This is a genomic window from Pseudanabaena sp. PCC 7367 (assembly GCF_000317065.1).
GTDB classification, from domain to species: domain Bacteria; phylum Cyanobacteriota; class Cyanobacteriia; order Pseudanabaenales; family Pseudanabaenaceae; genus Thalassoporum; species Thalassoporum mexicanum.
The window spans coordinates 1069408-1088388 of record NC_019701.1; the positions used below are offsets into that span (position 1 = coordinate 1069408).

The 18981-nt window shown below is 45.7% G+C and carries 13 protein-coding genes; 9 read left to right on the forward strand and 4 right to left on the reverse strand.

All coding sequences use genetic code 11. The annotated features are described in order from the left end of the window. Positions 1 to 166: 166 nt before the first annotated feature. Both PSE7367_RS20130 and PSE7367_RS04140 read left to right on the forward strand, forming a co-directional pair. A complete protein-coding gene (locus tag PSE7367_RS20130; protein ID WP_198013437.1) occupies positions 167 to 1306 on the forward strand; it encodes a transporter substrate-binding domain-containing protein in 1140 nt (379 codons plus the stop codon). 258 nt (positions 1307 to 1564) lie between these two features. After that, positions 1565 to 1876, forward strand: coding sequence for an STAS domain-containing protein (locus tag PSE7367_RS04140; RefSeq protein WP_015164108.1), 312 nt, complete (start codon positions 1565 to 1567; stop codon positions 1874 to 1876). 387 nt (positions 1877 to 2263) lie between these two features. Here the strand turns inward: PSE7367_RS04140 and gghA are convergent, their stop codons facing one another. After that, on the reverse strand, positions 2264 to 4855 hold the full coding sequence (gene gghA / locus PSE7367_RS04145; RefSeq protein ID WP_041699004.1) for a glucosylglycerol hydrolase: 2592 nt from the start codon (positions 4853 to 4855) through the stop codon (positions 2264 to 2266). A gap of 689 nt (positions 4856 to 5544) precedes the next feature. On the opposite strand from gghA, the gene PSE7367_RS04150 reads away from it, so the two are divergent. The 6 genes from PSE7367_RS04150 (at position 5545) to glpK (ending at position 14681) form a co-directional block, all read left to right on the forward strand. Further along, the gene (locus PSE7367_RS04150; protein ID WP_015164110.1) at positions 5545 to 6273 is read left to right on the forward strand and encodes an HAD-IIB family hydrolase; all 729 of its coding nucleotides are present in this window, start codon (positions 5545 to 5547) and stop codon (positions 6271 to 6273) included. An 86-nt stretch (positions 6274 to 6359) separates the two neighbouring features. After that, complete coding sequence (ggpS, locus tag PSE7367_RS04155; protein WP_015164111.1) at positions 6360 to 7904, forward strand: glucosylglycerol-phosphate synthase; 1545 nt, start codon at positions 6360 to 6362, stop codon at positions 7902 to 7904. A gap of 211 nt (positions 7905 to 8115) precedes the next feature. Beyond that, positions 8116 to 9810: a glycerol-3-phosphate dehydrogenase gene (gene glpD, locus PSE7367_RS04160; RefSeq protein ID WP_015164112.1), complete on the forward strand. Its 1695-nt coding sequence runs from the start codon at positions 8116 to 8118 to the stop codon at positions 9808 to 9810. Between the two features lie 186 nt (positions 9811 to 9996). After that, positions 9997 to 11037: an NAD(P)H-dependent glycerol-3-phosphate dehydrogenase gene (locus PSE7367_RS04165; RefSeq protein ID WP_015164114.1), complete on the forward strand. Its 1041-nt coding sequence runs from the start codon at positions 9997 to 9999 to the stop codon at positions 11035 to 11037. Positions 11038 to 11381: 344 nt separating this feature from the next. Beyond that, complete coding sequence (locus PSE7367_RS04170) at positions 11382 to 12782, forward strand: MFS transporter (RefSeq protein ID WP_015164115.1); 1401 nt, start codon at positions 11382 to 11384, stop codon at positions 12780 to 12782. A 387-nt stretch (positions 12783 to 13169) separates the two neighbouring features. Next, complete coding sequence (gene glpK / locus PSE7367_RS04175; RefSeq protein WP_015164116.1) at positions 13170 to 14681, forward strand: glycerol kinase GlpK; 1512 nt, start codon at positions 13170 to 13172, stop codon at positions 14679 to 14681. A gap of 458 nt (positions 14682 to 15139) precedes the next feature. On the opposite strand, the gene PSE7367_RS04180 is transcribed toward glpK, so the two are convergent. Both PSE7367_RS04180 and PSE7367_RS04185 read right to left on the reverse strand, forming a co-directional pair. Next, complete coding sequence (locus PSE7367_RS04180) at positions 15140 to 15457, reverse strand: DUF1830 domain-containing protein (RefSeq protein ID WP_015164117.1); 318 nt, start codon at positions 15455 to 15457, stop codon at positions 15140 to 15142. Positions 15458 to 15698: 241 nt separating this feature from the next. Beyond that, positions 15699 to 16382, reverse strand: a complete 684-nt coding sequence (locus PSE7367_RS04185; RefSeq protein WP_015164118.1) for a hypothetical protein — start codon at positions 16380 to 16382, stop codon at positions 15699 to 15701. 474 nt (positions 16383 to 16856) lie between these two features. Here PSE7367_RS04185 and PSE7367_RS04190 point away from each other — a divergent pair, with 474 nt between their 5' ends. After that, complete coding sequence (locus tag PSE7367_RS04190) at positions 16857 to 17069, forward strand: hypothetical protein (RefSeq protein WP_015164119.1); 213 nt, start codon at positions 16857 to 16859, stop codon at positions 17067 to 17069. Positions 17070 to 17193: 124 nt separating this feature from the next. Here PSE7367_RS04190 and PSE7367_RS04195 read toward each other — a convergent pair whose 3' ends face one another. Continuing rightward, entirely contained in the window at positions 17194 to 18123 is a 930-nt protein-coding gene (locus tag PSE7367_RS04195; RefSeq protein ID WP_041698326.1) for a tetratricopeptide repeat protein, read from the reverse strand. Positions 18124 to 18981: the final 858 nt, after the last annotated feature.

The following is an 18981-nucleotide window of genomic DNA, read 5'->3' on the forward strand; positions in this document are numbered from 1 at the left end:
TTGATATATTAGGCTTCTTGTTCGGAGGAACCTATAGGAACCTATGTGCTACAAAAAACAAATTTACGATCGCTGGTCTAAATTGACTTTGCTTTTAGTTGGGGTATCCCTACTTGCTAGTTGTCAAATTCAGTCATCTGGATCTAATAATAGCGAGTCTGACACCTTGTCAACATCACCCATTCCAACGATTGTGGCACAGGAACAAACGGGGATATTAGAGCGAGTTAAGGCCAGGGGCAAGTTGATCTGCGGCGTTGATGGTGATTTGGTCGGGTTTAGTGAGGTAGACCAAGATGGCAATTGGCAGGGCTTTAATGTAGATTTTTGTAAGGCGATCGCGGCGGCTGTTTTGGGTGATGGCGAGGCGGTTGAGTTTAAAAGCTTAATGGTCTCGGAGCGATTTACAGCGATCCAGAATTATGACGTGGATGTGTTGATGCACAATACAACCTGGACGCTCAGTCGTGACACTGAAAATGAGATTATTTTCTCGCCGCCGATCTTTTATGATGGGCAGGGAATCATGGTTAAGGTCAAATCCGCCAGTGAGGATAACCAGCCTGAGCTAGATTCTGAGCCTGAAACGCAAGATATTCAAGATCCAGACGAGTCAAGCGATCCTGTAAGCAATAATAATTCAACTGACCCAGCGGCAGCGCCACCAAATACGCCTGAGCCGCCAGACTATCCACCAGCCGATTCAATTACTAGCCTGGTTGATCTAGATGGGATGAGTATTTGCGTGCTGGAAGGGATTGGCCTAGCTCATCTGGATGCAGCGCTACGTGAGCTGGAGGTGGAGTATTTACCCCTCAGTGCTAATAATGCAGAGCAATTGTTTGCAGATTATGCAGCCGATCAATGTGATGCGGTTTCGATCGAAACTAGTCAACTGGCAGCTTGGCGCTCAGGACAGCCCTTGGCCGATCGCCACAAAATTCTTAGCCCAGTGATGTCCAAAGAGCCATTTAGTATTGTCACGATTAATAGTGACGATCGCTGGCATGATGTGGTCAGTTGGGTGATTTATGCCACCTTTTATGCGGAAGAATTGGGCATTAACCAGGAAAACTACGCGATCTTTACGGACACTAGCGATCCAGAAATAGCAAAATTCCTGGGGCTGACCGATGCACTGGGGATTACACTGGGACTAGCTCCCGATTGGACTACGCAGATTTTAGCCTCGGTTGGTAACTATGCAGATATATATGAACGCAATTTAGCACCATTGGGATGGCCTCGCGGTCTTAACTCTTCCTGGCAAGATGGTGGGTTATTGTATGCTATGCCTTTTCGTTGATTTTAATATTTGCTATGCTAATGCGGTGGCAGCCTGTGGATATTTATGCCAAAAGTCAGCAGTACCTGCAAACGCGGGATTAACTACACAATTGCTTAGGGTTTGGAACCATAATCAAATGTAGTTGCTTGTAGGAGCCGCAGCAGTATAGATTGGCATAAAGACGGCAAATTTAGTGTTTTCCATAATCAGGAATACATTTCAGGAAAACGTGCAATAAGACTGGTTTCTATTCTTTTTAATTGGGGGAAGAAACCAATGGTGTTTTCGTTTTCGGTCAAGGTAATCAAATCGTCGGGGAAGATCGCTATTTCTGAATCTCAAAAATTCAGACAGCAGATTAAAAATGTGGTTGAGACTAAGCCTAATGTTTTAGTGATCGACCTAAAAGAAGTAACTTTCCTCGATAGCATTGGCTTGGGGGTGCTGGTATTTGCTTTGAATACAATGCGAGCACTTGGCAATAGGCTGGTATTGCTGGCTCCCAGTGAGGCGGTGCGATTGACCCTGGATGTTAGTAATATGACTAGCATGTTTCAAATCTATGATGATTACGAAGATTTGAAGTAGCTAGCAAACAATTTACTCACAAGTATTAATTATTAATATTTAGTTGGCAATATTCTAAATATTTAAGAATTATTCAATAAGTATTTAATAGGTTAACCGTTAACATTGGACGGCTAGCCTGTTATTTTGCTGCGCACAATTATTAACTGTTGCTTTACTAATTTAAATATGCGGAATTGCTGGGTGATCTGGGTAATATTTAATTAGCTAATCGATCGGCAAAGTGCCCATCACAATTGGCGTGATCTACCCATATCTGCATTAACAAGCCATTCTGGCAAAAAGACTATTTCATAGCATCAAATACATAACATCAAAGGGCTATGGCCGATCGCCTTGCTCAAATAATGCATCGGCCAACATTGCCAAAAGAGCTAGAGACTTAACTTACTCAAACTCCGCCGCATTGGTTTGATCTGGTTTACGAACCAACAGCAAGCCCTGGCTATCTTTGAGTTGAAAGCGACGTAAGCTCTTGGCGGTATTTTCTACCTCCAGCCCAGGCGAAGCGATCGCCAATTGCCATTTGTTCAGGTCAAGCTGTAGCCAATCGCCCAGGGTAATTGTCGTTTCTGCGCCGCCCATATGCGCTACCATCGCCACCTTATCGGCCGCATCATCGGGGTTGCTGCGGACACCATAAAAAATGGTGCGATCGTCGCCACTAATTTTGTTGAAGCGATCGAGATTGGATAGGTTATTTAGCAGCCAGGGGCGTTGATGACGGAACTGTCGTAGTTGCAGGTTGAACTCAGCCTGGATCGGCTCAGCCCTGTCAAGGTAGCGGTGGACATTGCAAACTTCGTAGCAATCCTCCATAAACTTGATTGAAAACTCCTTGAGCTGAGTGATATCTAGTTCTTTCAGAAACTTGATCATGCCGGGACGATTGAGTTCTTTGAGGGAGTCGATCTCACAGGTGGCCACCTCATCACCAAGGCAGCGTTGACAGGCTCGCACCACCTCGTTGAGATTATAATCACTCTCAGTCATGGCATCCTGGAGCGATTGGCCAAATTCCCGCAATTGATCTAAATTGGCAAAACCCAGTTCCTTGAGCTGACTAAAAATATGATCGCGCTGGTAAAGTTCTTCGTCTACCTGCCAATATAAAAAGCCCATTTCCTCAGAAACCACCTTGACCCCATAGCGTTCGTCAGTATTGCGGAAAAACATCCAGGGGGCATGCATGGTGGCATTGATAAAGTCCATCGGCAAACCTGGACTAAAGCCATAGACCCAGAGGGTGACAGCATGATTATCGTAGGCATTATCGAGGACTTCGGGTAGGGTCTCGCCCAGATTCCAATTAATTTCCTTTTTAGGATCGACCTGACTACCACGCCTAATGGTGTCATGATTGGCACAGCCAGTAATCCAGCGATCGCCTTGATACATTACCTCGCATACCCGTCGCCACTTACTTTCCCAAAAACCAGCTAAGGTGGGCGTATTGTGGGCAAAAATCAAGGGCCCCCATTGAAACGCATCGGGCATTAATTCAATCATGTCCCGATAGGTGGAAGTCTCTTCCCAGCCTTCTTCCGGCCAAGGGCGACCATCTTCAAAAACGGTGAACATCAAGCGCTCATAGCCACAGATGTTTTGCACCACATCCGCCATTGCCAGTAAATAAACATTATCTTGCTCGACTCGACCGGTGAGGGGATTGAAAAAGCGGAAATCCTGCGCGCCATCAATCCGAATGCCATCACAGCCAGTATTGATTTTGCGGCGTTGCATTTCTAGCAGAATGGCGCGGACAGTTGGTTGCTGGTGGTTGAGATCCTGGCCATACATATTTGGCCCCTTTAGGAATTGACGATTGATCAACTCTTCGGCTTGATTGTCCGCATGACCATAGACAATGTCATAAATTAATTGCACTGGCCCAGTGGCAAAGTTGTGGAGCGTGGCGATGAGATCAATCAACTCATCGGGGCGCAGGGTTGCCATCACGGCCGGGTTGATCGCTGAAGCGGCTAAGCCAGGGATATCATAGCCCCAGTCCTCGGTATTCGGTTTATATAACTTGAATTGAATTGTGGCCTCGCCTTCGGATACGCCCATTTCAGTCAGGGCAAAGAAGTTACTTTCCTGGGCATGTTCACTGCGGTATTCGATCGTCGGTTCGATCGGCAATAGTTGCACCGCATCATAGCCAACGTAGTTTTGTTCCGCGGCAGTGAGCGGTTCACCAGCGGCCAACTTAGCGGAAATACCCTGAAATAGCTGGTTCAGACCTTCTAGCGATCCAGCTTCGGTGGCAGTACCTACATGGATTTGCAGAATGTTAACTGGAGCCGGTACACGCGGTAGTGTGACCTGAGTGGTGGCTGGACTGGATTTTGCCGTGCCCAAGGTAGCAGCAGCACTGATGTGAGTTTGCGATGGGGTTACTGGTTCTGATGGTGTGGATTCTGATGCGGCGGGGACGATCGAGGTTTGGCGAAAATAATCCAAATCAGCCCGTTCTTGATGCATTGCCTCAATATCGTAGAGTTCAGCGGGGCCAAATACACCATAGGGCAGGGAATAGGCAACCACATCCCTGATTGTGCGCAACGTGTCCATGTTGTCGAGATAGCGCAGCCAGTAGAATGATCCGGCTTGGTCTCTGCGGCCTGGTACGAGGCCATCAATTACGCCCCAGAGATATTCGCCCTGCTGGCGCAATCGCAGCCGTGAACAGACAAAGCTAGCTTCTTGTTCGATCGCCCGAAAGTCAATCTTACTGATCGGCGTGAGAATTTCTAAATAAATATCCCTGGGTAGCATTACATCTGCTAGCAGTTCCGGAGTCCAAAAGCCAATTTCAGTTTTACCATCGGGGCGATAGTGAGCACCCAGCCTGGTTGCCAGCTTTTGCGCCTTTTCCAGATATGTAGCGTTCGATTGCTCAACCTCGGCTGCCCAATCCAGTAATGCTTGGGTTTCCGCTTCGTCGAGAGCAATATTGCGGGATGCCTTGCTAACCAATGTAGTCACGATTTTTTAATAACCTTGATGCCTTCTAATATTTACTGTGGATTTGCGGATTTACTGTTGATTTATTGGGAAGTGATCGCCAGCACAGGTTTACGATGAGCGCCATTGCCCTGCTGTTTTATGGCTATAAACCATGATTGTAGCTGTGTTTTAGCTGTGTTATTGATAATTTGATTGCTGCCTTATATTGATGCTCTATTAAGCTATTAAGTTAAGTATCAAAAGAGATGCCTTTCCAACAATCAAAATCTATGAGTTCAATTTAACTTGTATGTCATGGCACAATTAACCTAACAATACCCAGCTAATAGGATCTAGCTAAAAATTTAAAAGTAGGATCAGTCTTTTAATTCATAATTGTAGCTAGTGTAACCTGCGATCGATCGAGATTTGAGTTAATCTCGATTCAATGACCGGATATCTTGAGTTAGGACAGATTGCTCATGCAAAACTGCCAAAAAGTAATATTTGACCAGCAATCATGAATTACATTGTTATTTCAATGTCCAAATACTGTCCAAATACTTAGATAAGTATTTATTGACCTCGGTTGCCTGATGTATTTAGCTTTACTTATGTTAACGTTGGGTAAACCTCTATTTATGTCTATTTGACGAGGGCAATGGGGCTCGCAATCTGGGAGATTAGTAACTATTAGACATTGTAAAGTTAATCAACCAATGAACTCTGACTATTCCCTAATTCTCGCTACAGACCTAGATGGTACTTTCTTAGGTGGTTCGGCTGAACAGAAAGCTGAATTTTACCAATATGTGCAGTCCAACCGCGATCGGATATTACTGGTATTTGTAACGGGTCGTGACCTCGATTTTATTGATGGCCTGTGCCAAGACCCAAGTTTTCCAGCGCCTGACTACATTATTGGCGATGTTGGCACCACGATCGTAAATTGGCCAAGTCGCCAGCCCCTTGATGCGGTGCAAGACTGGGTCGCTAATACCTGGGGTCAGGCTAACGATCGAGTTAAAGAAATGATGGCGAATGAGCCTGGGATTGAGTTGCAACCAGTAATGGGGCCATATCGAGTTTCTTACTTTTACAAGCCCGACCAATTGCAACAAAGTACAGTCCAGAAAGTGATTGATGCTGGATTTGATTGCATTCTGTCGGCTGACCTGTACCTGGATGTAATGCCCAAGGGAATTTCCAAAGGGCCCACCCTACTCAGGTTTATTGAAGCTTTGTCTCTGAGTGCTGAAGATGTAATTCCCGCTGGCGATACCCTCAATGATTTGTCGCTGTTTGAAACTGGCCTAAAGGGGATCGCGGTAGGTAATGCTGAACCCAAGCTAGTCGATCGAATTAAGGATATGGAGAATGTCTATCATAGCTCTCATCCTGGTGTGGCGGGGATTTGGGATGGTTTGAAAACCTACGGCAAACATTAGTAGGTCATGCATAGCCACTGATAATCAAACTGATAATCAATCGGTAGATACTCAGTAGACACGTAAATATTTTAGGAGATTAAGGTATGAAGTCCTCATTGGTAATTCTCTACCATCGGCAACCCTATGACGAAGTGATCAATGAGCATGGCATGGTGCAGTTCCGGGAAAAGAAAAGTCCCAATGGGATTGTGCCTACACTCAAAAGTTTCTTTGCCAGCGTCGATCGCGGTACCTGGATCGCCTGGAAGGAGGTGACCCAAGAACAAAAAAGCGGCTTTGAAGAGCGAGTAGTGGTTGAGCCAGATGCTAACTATAGTGTGAGGCGATTGCCACTCACAGCCGAGCAAGTGAAGCATTTTTATCACATTACGTCTAAAGAAGCCTTCTGGCCAATCTTGCACTCCTTTCCCTATCACTTTACATCTGAGTCATCGGATTGGGAAAATTTCAAGATTATTAACTTCCTATTTGCTAGTGCCGCCTGCGAGGAAGCTGCTGATGATGCGGTGATCTGGGTACATGACTACAATTTGTGGTTAGCGCCGCTCTTTATTAGGCAGCAAAAGCCCGATGCCAGGATCGCCTTTTTCCATCACACCCCCTTCCCTGCACCGGATATTTTCAATATTTTGCCCTGGCGAGAATCGATCATTGATAGTCTCCTCTGCTGTGATATCTGTGGTTTCCATATACCTCGCTATGCGGAAAACTTTGTTGCCACGGCTCGCAGTCTCAGAGAAATTGAAATATTGAAGCGCGAGCCAGTACCTGCATATATGAGCAAGCGGGGGATGGCTTTGTCAGAGCCAGAAGTAACCTTGCAAATTAAGCATCAAGATCAGGTTGTGAACGTGGACTCGGTGCCAGTGGGGACTAATCCGCAGCAAATTTTCACCCGCCTTCAACAGCAAGAAGCCCAGGAGCAAATTGAACGGATCAAGCAAGATTATGATGGTCAAAAATTGATTATTTCTGCCGGTCGGATTGATTATGTTAAGGGCAATCGGGAGTTACTAGAATGCTACGAGCGCCTATTAGATCGCCGCCCTGATCTGCACTCAAAGGTTTCTTTAATTCTGATTTGTGCTAGCCCAGCCCAGGGGATGCAGATTTATAAAACAGCGCAAGAGCAGATTGAACAACTGGTTGGTAAGATCAATGGCCGCTTTAACCAGCTCGATTGGAGCCCGATCAAGCTCTTTACCAAGCCAGTACCGTTTGCAGAGTTAGTCTGTTTATTTAAGGTGGCAGACATCTGCTGGACTACGCCGCTGCGTGATGGTTTGAATCTGGTCTGCAAGGAATATGTGGTAGCCCACGAAGGACAAGATGGGGTGTTAATTCTGTCTGAGTTTGTCGGTGCAGCGGTTGAGCTACCCGATGCCCTGCTCACCAATACCTATTCCACCGATAACATGGATCAAACCCTCGAAATTGCGCTATCAATGCCAGTAGCAGAGCAACAGGCACGGATGACCAAGATGTACGACACTGTCACCAAATATGATGTGAAGCATTGGGCCGATCATTTGTTTGACATGTTCAAGCAAATTATGCCCGAGATCCAGGCTTGTTCATTACCTGGCTCTGGATCTGGACATGATGAAAAAGAAGCAATTCTCTCGTAATTATTAACTATGGCGATCGCCACCTGATTTAACCGCATCTAAGTAACTACCGCAGTAATTAATGAATAAAAATATGCAAAATATGCCAAGTTAACTTTCATTGGAATACTTTGTTTATACGTTTAGCACTTATATCAATCTATAGGTGCTAATCATGCTAGCAGTATGGCAGTAGTATAGTTACATCAAGATATAGTGGAGCTGAGGTAATATGCGGGATTTTCAAGCAATCCAAGGTCAGACTTATGATCTGATTGTGATTGGTGGTGGAATTAATGGTGCAGCGGTGGCTAGGGATGCGGCTCTGCGTGGCCTGAAGCCAATTTTGATCGAGAAAGGTGACTTTAGCGGTGCTACCTCTAGCTGGTCAACGCGATTGGTGCATGGCGGGCTGCGCTATTTGGAATATTTTGAGTTTGCACTGGTGCGCGAATCCCTGCATGAGCGGGAAATTCTGCTAAGAACTGCGCCCCATTTGGTTCGGCCATTAATGTTAACCGTGCCGGTTTATGCGGGGCGATCGCGGCGATTTTGGAAAATCCGCGCCGGGATGCTGCTCTATGACATTTTTAGCTTTGATAAAACCCTGCCAGCCCACCGCATCTTACCTGGCCAAAAATTCAGACAATTGTTCCGCCATATGGACCCAGAGAACCTGGTGGGCGGGGCACAATATTATGATGCTCAGGCGGTCTATGCGGAGCGGATTTGCTTAGAGAATATATTATCGGCGCAGGCTGCTGGTGCGGTGGCGCTAAATTATGTGCAAGTTACTCAATTAGAGCGCAACGATCGCCAGATTAGCAAAGTAGTCTGCCGCGATCGGATTACTAAAACTGAATTTGCGATCGATGTGAGCCCCAATGCCGTCGTAATCAATACCTCTGGCCCCTGGGTTGATCAGGTCTGTCAGCTTGGCCACAGGGGCGATCAAGATCAACCGATCGGCTCAACCAAGCGGATTGGTGGCACCAAAGGCAGTCATATTGTGGTCGATCGTTTTCCTGGCGCACCGGATAGTGCGTTGTATGTGGAGGCCAAGACCGATGGCCGGCCTTTCTTCATTGTGCCCTGGCTCAATCGGGTGCTAGTGGGGACTACGGATATTCCTTTTAATGGCAACTTAGAGGCGATCAAAGCCAGCAATGACGAAATCGATTATCTAATTACGGAAACCAATAACATTATTCCTTCGGCACAGCTAACCCGCCAGGATGTGAAGTTTACCTACTCTGGGGTGCGCCCATTGCCCAATGAGGAAGGTAAAAAGCCAGGTAGTATTACCCGCAAGCATATTCTGTACGATCATCGCCAGGAAGGGGTAGATAATATGATTTCACTGGTGGGTGGTAAGCTCACCACGTTCCGGCATGTGGGTGAAGAATTGGTGGATGCGGCCTATCGCAAAATGGGCAAAGCAGTACCTGCCTGTCCTACCCTGACCAAACCTTTACCAGGGGCGATCTTTCCCAATGATGAGCGGATTCAAAAAGCGGTGCAGGACTATCGCCACCAGTTACCGATCGCCACGATCGATCATCTGTTCAACATCTACGGTGCTAGGGCAATGGAAGTGCTAGCGCTCATCGATCAAGAGCCCGAATTAGCCGAGCCCTTGGGCGATCGCCTGCCGGATATCAAAGCCCAGGTGTTGTTTGCAGTGGAAGCAGAAATGGCCCATACAATTACCGATATTGTGCGCCGCCGCACCACGCTGGCAATGCAAGCCAACTATGGCCTGGATGTGCTGCCAGTAATTTCTGAGGTGCTGCAAAAATATTGCAATCGCCCTGAGCATAAATGCGATCGGGAAATAGAAGACTTTTACGAATATATGCGCGATAACTGTATTCCCGATTATCAACTAGAGCAACCAGAGTTAGCGCAAAAGTTCATGTTGACCTGATGTCTAAACAAGGTCATGACATAATTAAGCCATTGTTATGGGTGTTATGGGCTTGTTTCTAGATCTCAACCAGTCTCAACTAGATCTACTTAAAAATTTTGCCCTATTTCTATTGTCAAACATTTTGTTAAACATTTTGTTAAACATTTCTGATATTTCTAAACTATCCAATTCAAAGCAACTGTTATGGTAAGTAACCTGACTCAATCACTAGCTACCTCCCAGGAGAAGGCTAGCAAAAATGATCAAGCTCAGTCGATTGCTGGAGACGGCAATAATAACTCGATTGCCCAAAAGCAGATCACGATTATCGGCGCAGGGGCATGGGGGAGTGCGCTGGCAGATCTGGCTCAACATAATAATCACAAAGTAAAACTGTGGTCACGCAGCAGTGAAGAAACTTTGGCAGAGGCGATCGCAGATGCGGAAGTGATCCTGTCGGCGATCTCGATGAAAGGGGTAGCTGAAACTGTTGATAAACTCAAAGCGATCGGCATCCCCGCCCAAACAATTATTATTACGGCCACCAAGGGTCTAGATCCGGCTACTACCCGTACGCCTTCTAAAATTTGGCAAGCAGCTTTTCCCGATCATCCGGTAGTGGTTCTGTCCGGGCCGAATTTATCCAAAGAAATTGAACAGGGCTTGCCGGCGGCAACGGTGGTGGCTGGGATCGATGCAGTGGCCACAGAAACGGCACAGGTTATTTTTGCCTCCGATCGATTTCGGGTCTATACCAGTAATGACCCAATTGGCACTGAGCTAGGCGGTACGCTCAAGAATGTAATTGCGATCGCCACTGGGGTTTGCGATGGCTTGAATTTGGGTACTAATGCTAAGTCGGCCTTAATTACCCGCGCTCTGCCGGAGATCATTCGGATTGGGAGCCAATTGGGAGCGCAGCCGGAAACATTTTTTGGCCTGTCGGGGATGGGCGATCTGCTGGCCACCTGTAGTAGTCCGCTTAGCCGGAATTATCGGGTTGGGTTTGGCTTGGCACAGGGCAAAAGCCTGGAGCAAATTTTGGCGGAAATTAAAAGCACCGCCGAGGGTGTAAATACCGCAAAAGTGCTGGTGCATCTGGCTAATAATGAAAGAATCCCGATCCCGATTTCCCGCCAGGTCTATCGCTTGCTGAAGGGTAAAATCACCCCCCAAGAGGCAGTTGAAACATTGATGGAACGCGATCTCAAACCAGAATTCTGCGATCTGTTTGAGGAAGAGTAGCACTGCGATCGGTTAGTGACATTACCTCTACGATTCATGTTAAGTAGTTTGTTACCCATACTCTGGTGGAGCAGCTTAACTAGGGCTAGGTCTATTTGCAACTGGTTATGCAGCAAAAATTTGTAATTACACCGCATTTATGATTAGTGCTACTAATGATTTGGCTGTCAAATTATTGGTATAGTTTATTAATTGGCCTTGAAGTCCAAGTCTAATAGTCATAAGGTTTAGCAACTTAGCACCAATTCGGAAAATGATGCTATGAAGCTTTAGGTCTGATAGATGACTGAGATTCAAAAAGCTATGTCTAAAAAATATGTCCAACAAGAGTAAGGGGAGGTGAAATGCCCAAAGAGCGCCTGAGTTTTTGGCAACTCTGGAATATGAGTTTTGGTTTTCTGGGAATCCAGTTTGGCTGGGGTTTGCAGATGGCCAACGTTAGCTCCATTTTTGAGTACCTAGGAGCAGATGCCGACGAAATACCGATCCTCTGGTTAGCAGCACCGCTGACGGGGTTACTAGTACAGCCAATCATTGGCAAGATGAGTGATAATACCTGGGGGCCGCTGGGCAGACGCAGACCATATTTTCTGGTGGGGGCAATCCTGGCTTCGATCGCCCTGGTGCTAATGCCGCGATCGTCAACTTTGTGGATGGCAGCCGGATTATTGTGGATTCTTGATACCTCCGCCAATGTCAGTATGGAGCCATTTCGGGCTTTTGTGGGCGATCTTCTCCCCCAAGAGCAACGTACCAAGGGGTTTGCAATGCAGAGCCTGCTAATTGGCCTAGGCACGGTTACGGCGGCCGCATTTCCCTGGTTTTTGAATAATATTGTTGGCATTTCCGGTGAAACCTCGGCCAGCCATGCGATCCCCGCCACGATCGAAATTTCTTTCTATGTCGGTGCGGCGATGTTTTTGGGTACGGTGCTGTGGACAGTATTTACCACCAAAGAATACCCGCCGGAAGACATGGAGGCGTTTGAACAACAAAAACAAGAGCAGAGCGGTATTGGCGGTACTTTGCAGGAAATATATCAAGCGCTGCGGGAAATGCCAGTCCGAATGAGGCGTTTGGCCTGGGTGCAGGTATTTACCTGGCTGGGGTTATATTGCTTCTTTTTATACTTTCCGCCCGCCGTGGCACGGAATATTTTTGGCGCCACAAGCCAAACCTCGCCCCTCTACAGCGATGGGATCGAGTGGGCTGGGATTTGCATCGCGGTATATAACACAGTTTGCTTGATTTTCTCCCTGCTCCTGCCAGTGCTGGTCAAAGAGACTAATCGCAAAATTGCCCACATTATCTGCTTATTGTGTGGTGCAGTGGGTTTAATTTCGCTGATTTTTATTCACGATCGCTACCTCCTACTTGTGCCCATGGTGGGAATTGGGATCGCCTGGTCGAGTATTCTGGCCTTGCCCTATGCGATGCTGGTGGGTGCGTTGCCGGACGATCGCGGTGGCCTGTATATGGGTATTTTTAACTTTTTTATTGTGTTGCCGGAAGTATTTGTATCGCTGGGCTTGGGCTGGGTGATGCATAATTTCTTAGGTAACAATCGCCTCTATGCAGTAGTTCTGGGCGGCTTGTTTTTGATTGTGGCGGCGATCGCGGCGTTGCGGCTGGAAGTGGTGCCTTTTGCTGGCAATGATCCCCTACAGCCTGGCATGATTGGTGCAGAGCAATTTACGGATGGGGATGCTGATGGCATAGAACAGGAACCCCAGTCGATCGCTTAAGTTGCCCTTACACCTAAACCTCTATACCTAAGTATTACATTTGCATTACAGAATATAAAGATAATTTGCTTAAGTTTTAGTTGCCAGAATATTTAAAGATAGATTAATTAAACTAGACCAGAGCAATAGAATTACTCGAAACTTCTCCTGTTGGCGATCGAGTGGGTTTGATCTGACTAAGCCTGGGTGATCATGTCAAACTTGATTTGGGATATTTTAAGAATAGATTTTAAAATTATTTGAAATATCAAACCCAGGTAAATAACCTTAATAAAAAGCTCACAACCAATGTTCCTTAAGGATTGCCCATGTAGGTAGCGATTATACTTTGGTATAAGTTTCGTTGTTTAAATAAATAAGAACTGAAGATTAGAGATTTAATTTACTATGACCGATCATAAATATGTATTAGCGCTTGACCTTGGTACTACGGGCAATCGCGCCATTTTGTTTGACAAAAACGGTAATGTGTTTGCTCAGGAATATAAGGAATTAACTCAACATTATCCACAGCCCGGTTGGTTGGAGCATGACCCGATCGAGATCTGGCAAGGTGTGCTGCGTTGTATGCAAAGGGTGGTTAAAAATAATGGTGTTAACGCTGAGGAAATCGCCGCGATCGGCCTGACCGTGCAGCGCGAAACCTGCTTACTGTGGGATAAAAATACTGGCGAGCCCCTGCATAATGCAATTGTCTGGCAAGATCGACGCACCGCGCCCATGTGTAAAGAACTGGCAGCGGCGGGACATGCTGCTGATATCCGCGATCGCACTGGTCTGGTCTTAGACGCTTATTTTTCGGCTACCAAACTGGCCTGGTTATTAAACTGGGTAAAAGAGCATAAACCGGAGGTCGATTTAGAGCAGGTGCAGGCAGGAACCGTTGATACCTGGGTGTTGTGGAATCTAACCAAAGGAGTACATGCCACCGATCATAGTAATGCTAGCCGCACCATGCTGATGAATCTGGGAACAGAACAGTGGGATTATAGTTTGCTGGAGCTGTTTAATATTCCGCCTCGAATCATGCCTAAAATCCAGCCCAGTATGAGCTTGTTTGGCCAGATTGATGCGGAGTTTTTAGGTGCAGCGATCCCGGTTATGGCAATCTTTGGCGATCAACAGGCTTCACTGTTTGCCCACGGTGGCGATCAACCTGGCATGTTGAAATGCACCTATGGCACTGGCTGCTTTTTGATCTCGCAAATGGGGCATGAAATTGGTGGTAAATCCAGCCCTGAATTGCTGGCAACGGTGGCCTGGAGCCAGTCACAACCCGATGGCAGCATGAAAGTTAATTATGCAGTGGAAGGGGCAATGTTCACTACTGGTGCATGTATTCAATGGCTGCGGGATGGAATTCAGTTAATTAAATCTGCACCTGAGACCGAGGCAATGTGTAATCAGGTGGAAAGTACCAATGGGGTCTATTTTGTGCCCGCATTAAGTGGCCTTGGTGCGCCCCATTGGGATATGAATGCCCGTGGTGCTTTTTTGGGGATCACTGGCGGCGTAAAGCGAGAACACATGGTCAGGTCGGTGTTGGAGTCGATCGCCTACCAGGTGAAAGAGGTGGTTAACTCCATGAATAAAAACTCCAGTAGCCCAGTTTCCTATTTAAAAGTAGATGGTGGCGCAAGCCAGAATAATTTCTTGATGCAGTTCCAGGCTGATGCGCTGGGGATTCCGGTGGAGCGTCCGGTGATTCTGGATGCCACGGCTCAGGGGGCGGCGTTTGGCGCTGGCTTAGCGGCTGGCTTTTGGGATAGCTACGCGGAGCTGATCAAGGCTAGAAAAGTCGATCGGGTGTTTGAACCGGGTGCAGGCCAAACCTATGTAGAGGCCAACTTCCCCACCTGGCAAAAGGCGGTGGCACGGGCTAAGAATTGGATTGAATAAGCATAGAGACTGCCGTTCATCAATTCATTCAATATCAATGTCAATAAAATTCATCAATAACAACAAACCCCCTGACCGGTAAAAAGTTGGGGGTTTTTATTGATTGATATCTTGACGACTTGACGATTAACGCAGCATAAATACATCAATACATAAGTTTGAGCAATAACAAAACGATCGCTAGATCAGCAACATGGGCTTGAAGCGATCGCCAGTAACAACAAGTTGCGGATTGCAAAGGTACGCTTAACTCAAGGTACGCGAATAGGATGTAGAGCTTAAATCAAGATTTTTGCAGAAGAAATAATATTTCTGTGCTTAATAAATATCTGAATAAATAAATAAATCTAGTCTAATAAAAGCCTAGTAAAGTTACTTAAAAAATCTTCTCTTAATGCCCCCTTAATGCCAAACCCCCGTTCAAAACTTTTTGTTAATTCAATTAATTATTAACTCAATTAACCGACTGAGGGGAGCAATACCTGGCGATCGGCAAGCTTTTCAACTTTCCTATCTGTGTTTAGAAATCTATTAACTGGCTGAAAAGTTTTTGCTAGCTCCAAGCAGGAAAGCGTATCCACCCTTAACGTGCTGGTTAAATCAGCATTGTAGATTTCCAGGAAGGCATCAGCATGAGCGGTAAAATCTACAGTTTGGCCAGGGTAAACTGTTTTTTCAAAATATGAAGATGCAGGTGAAGAGATGCGAACTATCTGTAAACTTTTGTGTACGTTGGTATAGCTGCAATCTAACGTTTCATGACATTTGTTAACCATAATTTAATGATCCCGGTGGTGTGTGAAAGCTCGGTAACGGCGTGATCCCAGTGTATATATAGGGCGGGGATCGCTCCGTTACGTAGGGCACATATTTATGTTTTCTTTATAATTTATCAGCCCTATTATAGAGTTGCATTTATATTGAAACAATTATGAAATGATTATCCGTTTGCTTAGTAATATGTAGCTTTAAACTAGCTTCAGCTAATTGATCCCCGTTTGGATTTGATGTATTCATCTATCTCCGCCTGGCAGTGGGGCTTGCTGGGGTTTGGCGATTGATTAAATACTTAGTTAAGTCGATAAATGCATCTCGACGTAGATAGGGGTATTCACTCACCCATACGTTAACTTGAGGCAAAAATATATCGGTGGTGGTCTTAGCGATCCGATTGAAGCTGGGATCATTTGCAAATAGGAGCATACAGGCCATTTGCTTACGCTTGATCCGTTTATATTCCCGCCGCATTGGTACTCTAACGGTGGTGGTAAAGCCAGAGCGATCGCCCACCTCAAGATTCAAAAATGTTTCGGTATTGTGGACAATTTCCAAACGCCCCCGATCGCTAAAACTCTCCTGCTGTGAGAGCACCTCTTCGGAAACATAAATATCTAAGACCCGCGCCTGCCAAAAGCCACAGAAGCTATATTTTCTGAGTTTGGAGTTGCGAATACCAGCAATCGCCACTGGAGCCATCATCCAATACAACCCACCCAAGCCAGCGCAGATAAACATGATCGGCCCCCAATTGGTGTCAGGGGTGCGGCTATAGAGCAGTGAAAAAACAATCAGCAGCGCAACAGAAATCAATACCCGTCGAAAGGCATCCTGACTTGATCCCCAGTAATACTGATATTGATCCGAAGTAGGCATAGATGGGATCAGTTCATTGAATTTTTGGGGTTTCAGGGGGGTAATCATGATTTTGCTACTGGGTCGAAGAAGTCGGTAATAGCCAATTGATGCGATAAATGAACCAAATATATTGGCCGTGCTTGGGGCTGGCGTTGATAGCTCTAGCTAATTTCAGGCTTGTATTAATTATGGCCGATCCTTTAACTAGCTATTTATTACTCATATGGATTAAAGTCTACTGTGACGCGATCGGTGTGCCAAGTGCTGCTAGGTTGAATTTTGACGTGGGAGTTTTACGATCAGGGATAAACACTAACCATAAATAGCTGATTAACCAGAACGGCATAAAACGGCATAAATTTAAAGGTGAGGGATTATTGACAAGCCAAATTGTCTAATCGATCGCTCCTAGAGTCAGATCCAGCGCGATTTTTGTGATTGACTACTAACTGTTATCTATATAAATAAAAGGTAGACAGATTTGTTAGGGTAGAAACAAGAGACGGTGAAACCCACAATCGATCCATCCATAGGGGAAACATGGAAGCAAGTGATTTTATTAGCTATTTATGCACCATCTCGAAGCTAGATCCTGACAAGTTCAAGGTCAAATTTGTCGAGCAGCATACGGTGCGGGTCGATTGTGTTAACTATCAGGCTGCCCAATATGCCTGGAAATATCGCCGTTTGCTTTCGCCAGCGCAGATCCAGGTCTATGTAAATAATCAGTTATTTGCAGAAAAGCTCAACTAAGCTCGATTACTTTCGTTAGGGCTCATCTTTGATTAAACTAATTGCATTGCACTAATTGCATTGAATTGGCCTTAATCTGGAAGTCCAGGGCGACAACCTCTAGATTGATTCTATGGTTCTTGGTTTATTGTTCACCATTGGTGGTCTCTGGCGACGTGGATTCAGACGCAGATTCAGACGCAGATTCAGTAGACTCGCTACTATCATTACTCTCAGCACTCTCAGTATTGTTCTCAGTGCCTTCAGTAATCGAACTAGGCGCGGACGCTAGCTGATTAATCCGATCCTTAAGCTGGGCTGGGGCTTTGGCGGCAGCATCAGCAAACAAAGTTTGAGCCTCATTCTCGTTGCCAAGCGATCGCTGGATCTGGGCTCGACCAACCAAGGGTCTAAAGTCTTGATCATCGATCGTGTCGATTTTGTCGTAGCTAGTTAGAGCTTCTTCGTAGCGCCCCTGGGTGCGATATAGTTCGCCTAAGATCCACAACACCGTAGCCGTATCAACTGTGCCTGGCTCGATCTTATTGGCGGTTTCCGCCGTAGTCAGGGTATCCTTGAGCACACCGATCGCAGCTTCAGGGCGTTCGTCCTCTAGCTCCAATTCAACCAGATTACTGAGGGCTTCCACATTACCCGGTTTTGTGGTTAATATAGTACGATATTCATTAACCGCCGCATCCCGCTTGTCTATTTGCATGTAGGTTCGAGCCAAGATTAAGCGATAGCCAGGTTCATCGGGGTTAATTTCGGCCAGGGTTTGCAATGGGCCGATCGCACCTTCAAAATCCCCAAGTTGCGATCGTAGCTCCACCAAGCCTCGCAGGGCAGTCTGGTTCTTGGGCTCACGCTCCAGGACGGCCTCATAACCTTCAATTTGCTTTCTGGTTGTTTCCTCGCGGGTAGTAGCTTCAGGACTATTTTGGTTGGCCTGGTCATGACTAGGCGTAAAAATTGCACCAATCATGGGAGCCAAAGAGATGCCAAGGAAAGACATGGTAACGATAATTAATACACCATTGATAATCCATCGTTTAGCTGAACGTTTTTGTGTCACGGTAACCACCCAAATTTACTACTAATGAAACTAGGCCAATAAATTGTTGATAAGAATAAAAATATTAAAAACTAAGTTTATGCTGCTTAACTTTAATAATTACTTTTCTAATGTTTTAGATGTTTTTAACGCTATAGGTACGATTTTTATTACGGGATCGACCTGATTTGAGATTCATAACCTAGGCCACACATAACCTGGGCCACAAAGTTTAAAGGTTTTAAGCAAGTATGCGATCGCCTGCATGATACAACCAATCTCTCGAATTAGCTCAATTCAATGTCCAAAATTGAATCATATAGATAAACATTATAGACATTTGGTAATAATGCCCATTTTGGCTCAGGGCGAGTCAGCTTTGATTTGATTTATTTGATTTAATTTGCCCAGATTGCTGGTTGACCAGGCTGATTTGCCCAGATTGCTGGTTGACCAGGCTGATTTGGTTAGCTAGAGTCAACAGCCCGATCGCTCTAATTAAGCGAATGGAACTAAACATCTAATCAAATCGATCCAGATAGTCAATATCAATAGTTAGAGCCAAATATATGTTAACCAATTAAAACTAATTAAGACTATGCCTGGTAATTGACCAACCTGAATACGAGGAATTATGGCCGAGCACAGGTGCCTAACCGACTGGATCGTCACTGATCACAATTTTCATGGTTAACTATTAGCTCTTTGTGCTTGTCCAAAATCACTAATTGCAACTGATGAGATTGATTAGACTGAATTTAATTATTGGCGATCGGCAATGAGATCTATCCCCAAAGTGGGCTCTACCTATGCTTGCTACTATGTCCACAGGCGCGTTCCAAAAATTATCGCTTGACCTAAATTTTTTATAACCGGGGT